This window comes from Luteococcus peritonei (genome assembly GCF_039526385.1).
Lineage (GTDB): Bacteria > Actinomycetota > Actinomycetes > Propionibacteriales > Propionibacteriaceae > Luteococcus > Luteococcus peritonei.
Genome location: NZ_BAAAIX010000001.1, coordinates 23,602 through 36,091, shown reverse-complemented (window position 1 = coordinate 36,091; position 12,490 = coordinate 23,602). Strand labels below are relative to the sequence as shown.

General features: G+C 69.3%; 15 protein-coding genes. 3 read left to right on the top strand and 12 right to left on the bottom strand.

The annotated features are described in order from the left end of the window. Positions 1-58 precede the first annotated feature (58 nt). On the bottom strand, positions 59-802 hold the full coding sequence (gene ctaE, locus ABD073_RS00200) for an aa3-type cytochrome oxidase subunit III (protein WP_455429799.1): 744 nt from the start codon (positions 800-802) through the stop codon (positions 59-61). A gap of 146 nt (positions 803-948) precedes the next feature. Here ctaE and ABD073_RS00195 point away from each other — a divergent pair, with 146 nt between their 5' ends. From ABD073_RS00195 to ABD073_RS00185, 3 genes are all read left to right on the top strand, one after another. Further along, a complete protein-coding gene (locus ABD073_RS00195; protein ID WP_343871678.1) occupies positions 949-1,371 on the top strand; it encodes a response regulator transcription factor in 423 nt (140 codons plus the stop codon). Then, positions 1,371-2,411: an anthranilate phosphoribosyltransferase gene (trpD, locus tag ABD073_RS00190; RefSeq protein ID WP_343871677.1), complete on the top strand. Its 1,041-nt coding sequence runs from the start codon at positions 1,371-1,373 to the stop codon at positions 2,409-2,411. Before ABD073_RS00195 ends, trpD begins: the two co-directional genes overlap by 1 nt. A 90-nt stretch (positions 2,412-2,501) precedes the next feature. Further along, positions 2,502-3,959, top strand: coding sequence for a GuaB1 family IMP dehydrogenase-related protein (locus tag ABD073_RS00185; RefSeq protein WP_386751644.1), 1,458 nt, complete (start codon positions 2,502-2,504; stop codon positions 3,957-3,959). Between the two features lie 70 nt (positions 3,960-4,029). Here the strand turns inward: ABD073_RS00185 and ABD073_RS00180 are convergent, their stop codons facing one another. The 11 genes from ABD073_RS00180 to ABD073_RS00130 all read right to left on the bottom strand — a co-directional run bounded on the left by ABD073_RS00180 (position 4,030) and on the right by ABD073_RS00130 (position 12,341). Further along, positions 4,030-4,431: a cytochrome c oxidase subunit 4 gene (locus tag ABD073_RS00180; RefSeq protein ID WP_343871676.1), complete on the bottom strand. Its 402-nt coding sequence runs from the start codon at positions 4,429-4,431 to the stop codon at positions 4,030-4,032. Next, entirely contained in the window at positions 4,428-6,089 is a 1,662-nt protein-coding gene (gene ctaD / locus ABD073_RS00175) for an aa3-type cytochrome oxidase subunit I (RefSeq protein WP_343871773.1), read from the bottom strand. Before ctaD ends, ABD073_RS00180 begins: the two co-directional genes overlap by 4 nt. Positions 6,090-6,148: 59 nt before the next feature. Beyond that, a complete protein-coding gene (ctaC, locus tag ABD073_RS00170; RefSeq protein ID WP_455429798.1) occupies positions 6,149-7,015 on the bottom strand; it encodes an aa3-type cytochrome oxidase subunit II in 867 nt (288 codons plus the stop codon). A gap of 232 nt (positions 7,016-7,247) precedes the next feature. After that, positions 7,248-7,604: a HesB/IscA family protein gene (locus ABD073_RS00165; RefSeq protein ID WP_343871675.1), complete on the bottom strand. Its 357-nt coding sequence runs from the start codon at positions 7,602-7,604 to the stop codon at positions 7,248-7,250. Between the two features lie 137 nt (positions 7,605-7,741). Continuing rightward, entirely contained in the window at positions 7,742-8,812 is a 1,071-nt protein-coding gene (locus ABD073_RS00160) for a glycerate kinase (protein ID WP_343871673.1), read from the bottom strand. Next, positions 8,812-9,093 carry a PspA-associated protein PspAA gene (gene pspAA / locus ABD073_RS00155; RefSeq protein ID WP_343871672.1) on the bottom strand — a complete coding sequence of 94 codons (282 nt, stop codon included), beginning with the start codon at positions 9,091-9,093 and terminating at the stop codon, positions 8,812-8,814. The genes ABD073_RS00160 and pspAA overlap by 1 nt, the downstream gene beginning before the upstream one ends. Continuing rightward, positions 9,090-9,929: a PspA/IM30 family protein gene (locus ABD073_RS00150; protein WP_386751643.1), complete on the bottom strand. Its 840-nt coding sequence runs from the start codon at positions 9,927-9,929 to the stop codon at positions 9,090-9,092. Before ABD073_RS00150 ends, pspAA begins: the two co-directional genes overlap by 4 nt. Before the next feature lie 192 nt (positions 9,930-10,121). Continuing rightward, positions 10,122-10,430 carry a DUF3349 domain-containing protein gene (locus ABD073_RS00145; RefSeq protein ID WP_343871671.1) on the bottom strand — a complete coding sequence of 103 codons (309 nt, stop codon included), beginning with the start codon at positions 10,428-10,430 and terminating at the stop codon, positions 10,122-10,124. Then, positions 10,430-10,780: a DUF3349 domain-containing protein gene (locus tag ABD073_RS00140; RefSeq protein ID WP_343871669.1), complete on the bottom strand. Its 351-nt coding sequence runs from the start codon at positions 10,778-10,780 to the stop codon at positions 10,430-10,432. The genes ABD073_RS00145 and ABD073_RS00140 overlap by 1 nt, the downstream gene beginning before the upstream one ends. After that, positions 10,780-11,079 (bottom strand): hypothetical protein, encoded by a 300-nt coding sequence (locus ABD073_RS00135; protein WP_343871668.1) that lies wholly within the window; start codon positions 11,077-11,079, stop codon positions 10,780-10,782. The genes ABD073_RS00140 and ABD073_RS00135 overlap by 1 nt, the downstream gene beginning before the upstream one ends. Positions 11,080-11,093: 14 nt before the next feature. Next, complete coding sequence (locus ABD073_RS00130) at positions 11,094-12,341, bottom strand: inorganic phosphate transporter (RefSeq protein ID WP_343871667.1); 1,248 nt, start codon at positions 12,339-12,341, stop codon at positions 11,094-11,096. Positions 12,342-12,490 lie beyond the last annotated feature (149 nt).

The following is a 12,490-nucleotide window of genomic DNA, read 5'->3' as shown; positions in this document are numbered from 1 at the left end:
ATCGCCTCTCTGGTGCTGGGAATTCTGGACTGGGGTCTGGGGATGGCCCAGAGAAGGATCAGTTGGGCAGCAGGTAGATGACGCTGAACAGGATGATCCAGATGACGTCGACGAAGTGCCAGTAGTAGCTGACCACCATGGCGCTGACGGCCTGCTCATGGGTGAAGGTGCGCGCCAGGTAGGTGCGACCGAGCACGAACAGGAAGGCGACCAGGCCACCGAAGACGTGCAGGCCGTGGAAGCCGGTGGCCAGGAAGAAGGCCGACCAGTAGACATTGGTGCTGATCACGAAGCCCTCGTGGATCAGGGTGGCGTACTCCCAGACCTGGCCGGCGATGAAGAAGGCGCCCATCAGGAAGGTGAGGATGTACCACTCCCGCAGGCCCCACTTGGCGATGTTGAAGATCGACGAGGTGCGCTTGACCTGTCCGTGCTCGGCCTTCATGACGCCCAGCTGGCAGGCGACCGAGGAGAGCACCAGGATCAGCGTGTTCACCATGGCGAAGGGCTTGTTCAGGTGGGTCACGCTCGCCTGGAACATGCTCATCTCACCCGCCGGAGCCTGGCCGTTGGTGACCTCGCGGATCATGAAGTACGCGGCGAACAGTGCCGCGAAGAACATCAGCTCGCTCGCCAGCCACACCCAGGTGCCCAGGGGGACCATGTCCGGGCGGCCCTTGGGCGCGTGCAGACGCGAGGGAGCGATGGGGTGGACCGCCCCAACTGGCTTCGGGACGGCGCTGGTCGCATGGGGTGAAGTAGCCACGGGCACATTATTGCCGCAAAAAGCTGTTTTGGTCATGTCGAACGCTCTGGGTGGACTCGAAAGTTCCAATCCGTGGGCACCGGTGGCCCGGCGGGCCGCTCCCCGGGCGGCCTGCCCGCCGCCCGGGCGCCACGCGCTACCATGCACACATCCAGCTGTCGACACCGCGAACAGGATCACCGATGACGCACCCGACCCCCTCCACCGAGCCCCGGCTGAAGGTCCTGCTGTACTCCGACGACCGCAGCACGCGTGACCAGGTGCGCCTGGCGCTGGGGCGTCGCATCGCGTCCGACCTGCCGGAGCTCGAGATCTTCGACGTCGCCACCGGTCCGGCCGCGGTCAAGGCCGCCGAGAAGGGTGGCTTCGACGTGCTGGTCTTCGACGCGGAAGCGGTGCCGCTGGGCGGGATGGGTCTGGCCCACCAGCTGAAGGACGAGCTGCGCGACTGCCCGCCGATCGTGCTCCTGGTGGCCCGTGCCGCCGACGCCTGGCTGGCCACCTGGTCCAATGCGGACGTGATCGAGCCGCTGCCGATCGACCCGGTGCGCCTGCCCCAGGCCGTGGCCCGCGCCGCCCGCACCCGCCTGGCCGCCGCCAACTGATGACCCCGCCGCGCTGGCCCGACCTGCTGACCCGGCTCGTCGAGGGCGAGGACCTGACCAGCGCGCAGACCGCCTGGGTGATGGACGAGATCCTGGCGGGCAACGCCTCCGGCGTGCAGATCGCCGGTTTCGCGGTGGCGCTGCGCAGCAAGGGCGAGACGGTCGACGAGATCCAGGGCATGGCCCAGGCGATGACCGCCCGCGCCACGGCCGTCGATCTGGACCCCGAGTCGGTGGACATCGTGGGATCGGGTGGTGACCGGGCCAACACCGTCAACGTGTCCACCATGGCGGCGATCACCGCCGCCGGCGCGGGCGCCCGGGTCGTGAAGCACGGCAACCGCGCGGCCTCCTCGATGTGCGGCACCGCGGACTGCCTGGAGGCGCTCGGAGTACGCCTGGAGGTGGCCCCGCAGGACCAGGCGAGGGTGCTGGAGCAGGCCAACATCGCCTTCCTGTTCGCACCGCTCTACCACCCCTCCCTGCGCTTCGCCGCGGCTCCCCGCAAGGAGCTCGGCATCCAGACCACGTTCAACTTCCTGGGCCCGCTCACCAACCCGGCCCGGCCCCGCGCCCAGGCCATCGGCATCGCGCACCCGCGGATGGCGGAACTCGTGGCCGGCGTGCTGGCCGCCCGTGGCAGCCGCGGTCTGGTCTTCCACGGCAGCGACGGCCTGGACGAACTCACCACGACCACCACCAGCCAGGTGTGGATGATCAGCGACGGCCGCGTGGAGCGCACCGAGCTCGATCCCCAGCAGCTGGGCCTGCAGCCCGCCCGCCCCGAGGACCTGGTGGGTGGGGCGCCGGAGCACAACGCCCGGGTGGCTCGTGAGGTCTTCGAGGGCCGTACCGGGCCGGTGCGTGACATCGTGCTGGCCAATGCCGCCGCCGCCCTGCTGGCCTGGCGCGGGGTGGACCTGGACCGGCCGCTGGCCGACCAGCTGCACGACTGCCTGACCGATGCCGCGAGGTCGCTGGACCAGGGTGGCGCCGCCCAGGCGCTGCAGCGCCTGGTGGAGGCCACGCACCAGGCCTGAGCCGCCACGGCCCTGCCCCTCCCCCGGCCTGCCACGCCCCGCGGTGGCCGGTGTCCGTCGCCGCTGGTGGCGGCAGGCATGATGGTGGGCGTGAGATTCCTGACCGAGAAGCCTGCCTACGACCTGACCTACAACGACGTCTTCATGGCGCCGAACCGCTCGTCGGTGACCAGCCGGATGGACGTGGACCTGACCTCCACCGACGGCATCGGCACCCCGCTGCCGCTGGTGGTGGCCAACATGACCGCCATCTCCGGGCGCCGCATGGCCGAGACCATCGCCCGCCGCGGCGGCATCGCCGTCCTGCCGCAGGACATCCCCACCGACGTGGTGGCCTCCTCCATCGACCGGGTGAAGGCTGCCGACCTGGTCTTCGACACCCCCGTGCGGGTCTCGCCCGACACCACCGTCGGTGAGGCGATGGCCTTGCTGGGCAAGCGGTCCCACGGCCTCGTGGTGGTGGTGCGCGACGGTGAGCCCATCGGTCTGGTCTCCCCCACCGAGGCCTCCGGCGTGGACCGGTTCGCCCAGGTGCACGAGGTGATGGTGACCGACATGACCCTGGTGGAGGTGGGAACCAGCCCGCAGCAGGTCTTCGACCTGCTGGCCCAGCACCATGTCCCGGCCGCCCTGGCGGTGCGTGAGGGCCAGCTGGTGGGCATCATGACCCAGAAGTCCGCGCTGCGGGCCGCCCTCTACCGCCCCGCCGTGGACCCGGAGGAGCACCTGATGGTGGGCGCCGCGGTCGGCATCAATGGCGACGTCGCCGGCCGCGCCGAGCGGCTGCTGCAGGCTCGCGCCGACGTGCTGGTGCTCGACACCGCCCATGGCCACCAGGAGAAGATGCTGGAGGCCCTCTCGGTGGTCCGCCAGGTGCGTGACGCCCACGAGCGCGCCACCGGCCGACGGATCGCCCTGGTGGCCGGCAATGTCGTCACCCCGCAGGCGGTCATCGACCTGGCCGAGGCGGGCGCCGACGTGCTGAAGGTGGGCGTGGGCCCCGGCGCCATGTGCACCACCCGGATGCAGACCGGCGTGGGCCGGCCCCAGTTCTCCGCGGTGCTGGACTGCGCCGAGGCCGCGCGCTCCGTGGGTCGCTCGGTCTGGGCCGACGGCGGCGTGCGCCATCCCCGTGACGTGGCCCTGGCCCTGGCGGCCGGTGCCGGCAGCGTGATGGTCGGCTCCTGGTTCGCCGGCACCCACGAGTCCACCGGTGACCTGCTCACCGATGCCTCCGGCCGCGCCTACAAGGAGTCCTTCGGCATGGCGAGCGCCCGCGCCGTGCGCTCGCGCACCCGCCAGCAGTCCGCCTTCGACCGGGCCCGGGCCTCGCTCTTCGAGGAGGGCATCTCCAGCTCCAAGATGTACCTGGACCCCGAACGCCCCGGGGTGGAGGACCTGGTGGACTGGATCACCTCCGGCGTGCGCAGCTCCGCCACCTATGCCGGCGCCCGCACCCTGGCCGAGTTCGCGGAGAAGGCCGTCGTCGGCGTGCAGAGCCCCTCGGGCTATGACGAGGGACGCCCGCTGGCGGCCAGCTGGAGCTGACCGAGGCCAGACACGGATCGGGCCCCGCACCGTGAGGTGCGGGGCCCGATCCCGTCGTGCAGGTTCGTGCTCAGTGGGCGTAGTCGCCGCGGTAGAACTCGAAGACCCAGCCGCAGACGGCCCAGATGCCGGCGCCGAAGGCGAGGATCGAGATCCACCAGCCGAAGATCGGGCCCAGCAGCATCAGGGAGGCCACGACGGCCACCCAGAAGGGCCAGATGCTGTGCGGCGGGAAGAAGCCCAGCGCACCGGCACCGTCGGCGATCTCCGCATCCTTCTCGTTCGACAGCGGGGTGTCGTTCTTCGCACCGATCACCCACAGGTAGGCGGTGATCATGAAGGACAGACCCGCGGAGAGCAGCAGGACGAACAGGCCCACCCACTCGTTCTTTGCGAAGACGAAGAAGTAGACCAGGCCGGTGACCAGGTAGAAGAGTCCGAGGAATCCAAAGATGTCCCGCTCGACCTTCATCGCAGGGCTCCCTTCGTGGCAGTGGCCTCGGCGTCCTCGGACTGCACGACGGCAGCCTGGAAGCCGGTCTCGTGTCCGGCGAGATCCGGGTGGTTGGCGTCGAAGGCCGGGTAGGGCGAACGGACGCGGGGCAGGCTGGTGAAGTTGTGACGCGGCGGCGGGCAGCTGGTGGCCCACTCCATCGAGCGGCCCCAGCCCCACGGGTCGTCAACCGCGACCTTCGGGGTCTGGAAGGACTTGTAGACCGCCCAGAGGAAGGGCAGGAAGGAGACGCCCAGCAGGAAGGCACCGAAGGTGGAGACCTGGTTCAGGAAGGTGAACCCGGTACCGGGAAGGTAGTCGGCGATACGACGCTGCATGCCCTCGACACCCAGCCAGTGCTGCACCAGGAAGGTGGTGTGGAAGCCGATGAAGAGCAGCCAGAAGTGGATCTTGCCCAGCGTCTCGTCGAGCATGTGCCCGGTGATCTTCGGCCACCAGAAGTAGTAGCCGGCGAACATCGCGAAGACCACGGTGCCGAACAGCGTGTAGTGGAAGTGCGCCACCACGAAGTAGGTGTCCGAGACGTTGAAGTCCAGCGGCGGGCTGGCCAGGATGACGCCGGTCAGGCCACCGAACAGGAAGGTGGTCAGGAAGCCGACGGCGAAGGTCATCGAGGCGGTCATGCTGATCGCGCCGCCCCACATGGTGCCGACCCAGTTGAAGAACTTCACGCCGGTAGGGACCGCGATCAGGAAGGTCATGAAGCTGAAGAAGGGCAGCGAGACCGCGCCGGTGACGAACATGTGGTGCGCCCACACGGCCACCGACAGGGCACCGATGGAGATGGTGGCGAAGACCAGGCCGGAGTAGCCGAAGACGGGCTTGCGGCTGAAGACCGGCAGCACCTCGGTGATGATGCCGAAGAAGGGCAGCGCCAGCACGTAGACCTCGGGGTGACCGAAGAACCAGAACAGGTGCTGCCACAGGATGGCGCCACCGTTGGCCGGGTCGAGGATGTGGGAGCCCAGGTTGCGATCCGCGGCCAGCACCAGCAGGCCGGCGGCGAGCACCGGGAAGACCAGGATGACCAGGATCGAGGTGATCAGGATGTTCCAGGTGAAGATGGGCATCCGGAACATGGTCATGCCGGGCACGCGCATCGACAGGATGGTGGTGATGAAGTTCACCGCGCCCAGGATGGAGGACAGGCCCAGCAGGTAGAGGCCCATGATCCACAGGTCGCCGCCGTAACCGGGCGAGTTCACCGAGTTGGACAGCGGGGCATAGGCGAACCAGCCGAAGGAGGCGGCACCGTCCGGGGTGAGGAAGCCGGCGCAGGCCATCAGCGAGCCGAACAGGTAGAGCCAGTAGGCGAACATGTTCAGGCGCGGGAAGGCCACGTCGGGGGCGCCGATCTGCAGCGGCATCAGGTAGTTGGCGAAACCTGCGAAGACCGGCGTCGCGAACATCAGCAGCATGATCGTGCCGTGCATCGTGAACATCTGGTTGAAGGTCTCGTGGGTCATGAACTGCATGCCCGGGCTGGCGAGCTCGGCGCGGATGGCCAAGGCCATCAGGCCGCCGATGCCGAAGAAGATGAAGCTGGTGATGAAGTACAGCCGCCCGATCTTCTTGTGGTCGGTGGTCGTGAAGTAGTCCATGAACAGCTTGCCCATGGAGTGCTCACGACGACGCACCTGGACCGAGGGCGCCGAGGTGGTGCGGGAGACGGTGGTCACTTCTCTTCCTCCTTGGGAGTGGCAACCGGGAGGGCCGAGGGGTTCGCCGGCCCGGTCAGCTCGCCGGTCTGGCCCTTGGCGGCCAGGCCCTTGACGTAGGCGTTGTACTCCTCCTCGCTCACCACGTGCACGGTGAACAGCATGGCTGCGTGGTAGGTGCCACAGAGCTCTGCGCACTTGCCGTCGAAGGTGCCGGTCTTGGTGGGCGTCAGGTCGAAGCTGTTGGGATGGCCCGGGATGACGTCGAGCTTGAAGTAGAAGGCCGGGACCCAGAACGAGTGGATGACGTCGGCCGACGTGAGGTTGAAGCGGACCGGCTTGTTCACCGGGAGGTAGAGGTCCGGGATCTTCTCGATGGTGCCGACCTCGTGCACGGTGGCGCCGATGGCCGGGTTGTCCTTCTCCATGTAGTTGAAGGTCCAGGACCACTTCTGGCCCACCACGTTGACGGTGTGGGCCGGCTGCTCCACCTTGGCGTTGACGCCGTTCTGCGCCTTGACCGTGTAGAAGAAGAGCACGCCGATGATCAGGAAGGGCACGATGGTGTAGAGCACCTCGAGCGGCACGTGGTAGCGCGTCTGGTGCGGGACCTCGTTGCCGGGACGCTTGCGGAACTTCCACATGGCGTAGAAGATCAGGCCCCAGACCAGGGCGCCGATGACGGCGCAGGCGATCCAGGCACCGACCCACAGGTCCTTCATGTAGTGCGCGCGGTCGGACGCCGGCGCCACCATGCCCACTCGTGCGGCCTGGGACTGCAGCTCCGGGCTGCACGCCGTCAGGCCGAGCAGCGCGACGCCGCCCAGTACCAGCGCAGCGGTCCTCATCGACCCGCGGCGCCACTGCTTGAGTTCACGACCCACGTCTTCGCCCTTCCACCGTGTTCGGTCTCCCCCGTGGGGAGTGGGGCTCGCCACCCCTCCTGCAACCTGCCTGACCACACCCGATGCCTCATACGAGGGCACGGCGCGGCCGTTCCGGCTGGTTTCTGCCCAAAGACTAACGCAAAAGACTCATCCCGTCGCATCTGCTCGACACGACGGGATGAGGGGTGGTTCACGTGGTGGACAAGGGGTCCGGGGACCCCTCACCGACTCAGTGGAAGGAGTCGCCGCAGGCGCAGGAGCCCTGGGCGTTCGGGTTGTCGATGGTGAAGCCCTGCTTCTCGATGGTGTCGACGAAGTCGATGGTGGCACCGGACAGGTAGGGGGCGCTCATCTTGTCGGTGACCACGTTGACGCCGCCGTAGGTCTTGACGACATCGCCGTCGAGCTGGCGCTCGTCGAAGAAGAGCTGGTAGCGCAGGCCGGAGCAACCGCCCGGCTGCACGGCCACGCGCAGCGCGAGGTCGTCGCGACCCTCGCCCTCCAGCAGGGCCTTCACCTTGGCGGCGGCGCCGTCGGTCAGCACGATGCCGTCGGTGGTGGTGGGCTGGATGGTGATATCGGTCATGGTTCCTCCTGGACGGACAAGTTCAGCTGTTCAACGCCGGCGGTTCCGCTGGCTATTCCCGCTGCCCGGGAATTCAACGATACCTCTCACGGTACTGGCCGGGGAAAGTCTCGGCAGCGCCCCGACGGACGCCCCCGTCACCAGGTCCAGGTACGGGCCGAGGCGGCGGAGGCCTCGGTGATGGCCTTCTCGTCGAGCACCTGGTCGGGAGTGGCCAGCGAGTAGGCCTCCTCGATGCCCATGGTGCGCAGCTCGCGCGCGGAGATCCAGTTGCGACGCGACATCGCCACCACCGGCTTCATCGCCTGCATCGCCAGCTCGGTCACCTCGGGCAGCAGGTCACCCCCCTTGGTGCCGAACTCGAGCTGGTCGTAGCCCGTGACCACCAGGTCGGCCTGGCCCATGCTGCGCGCCAGCCGGGAGAGCTCGGCGCACAGCCGCGGCCCCTGGCTCACCCGCCCACCCAGGGCGAGGACGGCGAAGCCGAGGCCGCCGGCGGCTCCTCCGCCGGCAGCGGTGGCGGCCTCCGGGACGCCCGCAGCACCCGCCAGGTCCACCAGGGCCTGGTCGATGGCCAGCATCTGACCGGGATGGTCACCACGGGCATGGCCACGCACCGACGTGATCCCGCGCAGCCCGGTGAGATGGCGCTCGGCCTGCTCGCCCCTGGTGACCAGATGGAGCTCGGCCCCGGCCAGCAGTTCGCGCACGGGCGCCAGGTCCAGACGGGTGATGCCGGACAGCGCGGCGACCCCCTGGTCCAGGGGGACATCGGCCTCGGCACCCAGGGCGGCCAGGAAGCCCGCTCCCCCGTCGTGCCAGGCGCCCTCGGCGATCTCCAGCAGCACCTGCCGGGGACCGCCGGCGGGGCCGAGGTCGGCCAGGGCACGTGCCAGGGCGGCCCCGGCAGCGTGCGAACTGGCGGCGTCCACCGCCTGCTCCGCGAGGGCTTCGGGGCGCAGTGCCAGGCACAGCGAACCGTCGGCCGGACGGTGGTGCACCTCGGCCTGCAGACCGTCGAGCTGCCACAGCCCGGCCGGCTCGGCGCCCACCAGGTCGGCCCAGGCCTGACCGAAGCCCGCCCCGGCCTCGCCGATGGGCACCACGGCGCACCGCGCACCGAGCTCCGCCCAGGCCCGGGCCAGCGCGGCCCCGGTCTGGGCGGAGGTGAGTTGTGTGAAGGCCCCGCAGGCCACGACGACGCGCATCAGCCGGGGATGAGCCCCTCGTCGGTGCCCTCCAGCAGGGCCCGGACCTCGTCGAGGGTGGCGGAGGCGTCCGGGACCACCAGGTCGGACTCCGCCAGCTCGTCGTCGGCCACCTCGGCTCCGGCACGGATCTGGTCCAGCAGGCGACCGAGGGCCTCCTGCATGGCGCCCTGGTCGCCGGCCTCGATGGCGGCGGCCACCCGGTCGTCGAGCTGGTTCAGCTGGTCCATGGCGGACTCGTCGAGGCGCCACTGGCCCTCGCCCAGGATGCGGATGATCATGCCCGGTCCTCCTCGGCCTCGCTGAACTCGGACTGGCGGGCGGTTGCCTGCGGCTGCGCCGCCGGGGCGGCCTGCTGCGTCGGACGGCCGGGCTCGATGGCGCCGGCCGGCTGCGCGGGACCACCGGTGATCTCGCCGCTGACCTTGGCCTTCATGGCGGCGAGCTCGTTCTCGACCTGGGAGGAGGAGGCCAGCTGGTCCAGCTCACGGGTGATGTCGTCCTTGTAGGTGCCCGAGGGATCCTCCAGGGCGCCCGAGGCCAGCAACTCGTCGATGGCACCGGCACGGGCCTGCATCTGCTGGGTCTTGTCCTCGGCCCGCTGGATCGCCAGGCCGACGTCGCCCATCTCCTCCGAGATGCCGCTGAAGGCCTCGTTGATCCGGGTCTGGGCCTCGGCGGCGGAGTAGGTGGCCTTGATGGTCTCCTTGCGGGTGCGGAAGGCGTCCACCTTGGCCTGCAGCCGGGTGGAGGCGCGCACCAGCTTCTCCTCCTCGCCCTGCAGCTGCGCGTGCTGCGTCTGCAGGTCGGTGAGCTGCTGCTGCAGCCCGGACTTGCGGGTCAGCGCCTCGCGGGCCAGGTCCTCGCGGCCCTGCTCCAGGGCACGCTGGGCCTGCAGGTTGAGCTTGTCGACCTCGCTGTTCAGCTGGCTGGCCTGCAGCTCCACGCGCTTGCGGGAGGTGGCCACGTCGGCGACGCCGCGGCGCACCTTCTGCAGCAGGTCGAGCTGGCGCTGGTAGGAGTAGTCGAGCGTCTCACGGGGGTCCTCGACCCGGTCCAGGGCCTTGTCAGCCTTGGCATGGAAGATCGTGGACAGGCGTTGGAAAATGCCGGGCATTGGGTGGTGGTCCTTCCGGTCGTGGGGCGCCGACCTGAGGCCGACGCGGCAGTCGCTGACCAGCCTAGGGGCAGAAGGTCCCGCAACCCAGCGATTGCGACGGGTTCAGCCGAGGGCGTGGGGGAAGAGTCAGGGTCCGCCCCGTCCGCGGTGGCGGACGGGACGGACCCGTGGGTGGTCTCGCCGATGGGCTCAGGCCTGGCGCTCGCGCCAGCGCGGGTCCTCGATCCACCAGCCGCCCTCGTGGAGCTTGCGGGTGACCCTCTCCAGCTCCTCGATGCTGGGCACCTCGTCGGTGAGCTTGATGTAGCCGCTGCCCACGTCCACGTGGTCGGCCGGCAGCATGCCACTGCGGTCCAGGGCGGTGCCCAGCTCGGCGATCTCCTCGGGCGTGAGGCGTCGCTTCAGCACGGCCACCAGCGGGATGTAGTCCCCCGTCGGGATGCCCTGCGGATAGCCCGCCTTGAGCCAGTCCACGGCCCGCTCGATGTAGCCGAACATCAGCTCACGGGCCCGTCCGGGGCTCGTTCGGCCGCACCCTGCGGGTCCTCGGCGGACAGCCCCGCCAGCGGCCAGCCGCCGGCCGCCAGGTGGGCGGCGACGCGACGCACGTCGGCCTCGGTGGGCTCCTGCAGCATCCGGCTGCGGATCATCTCGCGGATCCGCTCCTCGCTGACGTCCTCGGGGATGCCGGACTCCCCCGTGGCCCGCAGCTTGAGGGCCACCTTCTCGATGTCGGTGTCGGTCAGCTCGCGGTGCAGGACACCGAGCAGGGCGATGTAGTCGCCTTGCGGGACCCCCTTGGGATAGCCGGCGCGCAGCCAGCCGATGATCCGGTCGAGGCGGTTCATCACTTCTCCACGAAGCTGGGGAAGACGTTCTCGAAGCTGACCTTGTAGCCCAGGCCGGAGGAGACCACGATCGAGATGCCCAGCGCGATGCAGGCCAGCACCAGCGCGAAGCACAGGTAGCCGATCACCTTGCCGACCGGGTGTCCGCTCTCGTGGCTGATCTCGGCGTCGCCGCCGACGCCGTAGGCCATCGCCTTGATGCCCACGCTGAACAGGGCGGGCAGGCCGGCGCCGACCAGCAGGCCGATGAGCAGCACCTGTCCGATCGCGCTGAAGAACATGGAGAGCATGTTGGCCATCGTCGTGCTCCTTCTCAGAGGGCGGCCGGAGCCGACTCGGTGGTGGCGGTGGTGCTGCCCACGGCGGGTGCGGCGGCCGGGGCGGCCTCCCACTCGTCGTTGACATTGTGAGCACTCACCGGGGCCTTGCGGGAACGGGCGTAGATCCAGCCGGCCGTGACCAGCAGGATGGTGAAGACCGCGGCGACGCCGAGGTAGCCGGGCAGGTTGTCCCCCACCAGGTAGCACAGGGCCCCCACCAGCGCGGCGCTGGGCAGGGTGATGAACCAGGCCAGCACCATGCGCAGCGCCACTCCCCAGCGCACCTCGGCGCCGCGCTTGCCCAGGCCGGTGCCCAGGATGGAGCCGGTGGCGACGTGGGTGGTGCTCAACGCGAAGCCCAGGTGGCTCGAGGTGAGGATGACGGCAGCGGACGAGGCCTCGGCAGCCATGCCCTGCGGGGAGCTGATCTCCACCAGCCCCTTGCCCAGGGTGCGGATGATGCGCCAGCCACCGATGTAGGTGCCCAGCGCGATGGCCACCGCACAGGCCACCTTGACCCACCACGGGATCGAGGTGGTGTCGGTCCACGTGCCGTAGGCGATCAGCGCCAGGGTGATCACACCCATGGTCTTCTGGGCGTCATTGGTGCCGTGGGCCAGCGAGACCAGCGAGGCGGTGCCGATCTGGCCCCAACGGAAGCCTGACTCCTTGTAGCGCTCGGCCACGCCCTCGGTGATCTTGTAGACCAGCCAGGTGCCGCAGGTGGCCACCAGGGCAGCCACGGCCGGGGAGGCGAAGGCGGGCAGGACGACCTTGCCCACCACGCCGTCGAGCTTGTGGCCGTCGCCCATCCAGTTGACGCCGCCGGCGCCGAGAGCCACCAGGGTGGAGCCCACCAGACCGCCGAACAGGGCGTGGGAGGAGCTGGAGGGCAGGCCCAGCAGCCAGGTCAGCAGGTTCCACACGATGCCGCCGACGAGTCCACAGAAGACGATCATCAGCAGCATGTGGCCGTGGTTGGCGAGGTACTCGCTCTTGGGGGCGCCGGTCTTGTCCTGGATCTTCACGACGGCATTGGTGACGGTGAGCGCCACCTCCACCGAGAGGAAGGCCCCGATCAGGTTCAGGATCGCGGACAGGGTCACGGCGGTCTTGGGCTTCAGGGCCCCGGTGGCGATGGAGGTGGCCATCGCATTGCCGGTGTCGTGGAAACCGTTGGTGAAGTCGAAGGCGATCGCCGTCGCCACCACCAGCACGAGAAGCAGCAGTTCTACAGTCACGAAGCCAGTGTGAACCCACGGGCAGGGTTTGAACGAACCACAAGGTGAACAGCAGGTGTATGGAAAGGTGAACAATGACCGGTTGGTCACGTCCCCAGGGCCGCCTTCGGCCGGGCCCGAGCGAGAAATCTCACAGCCGCTGTGGTGGG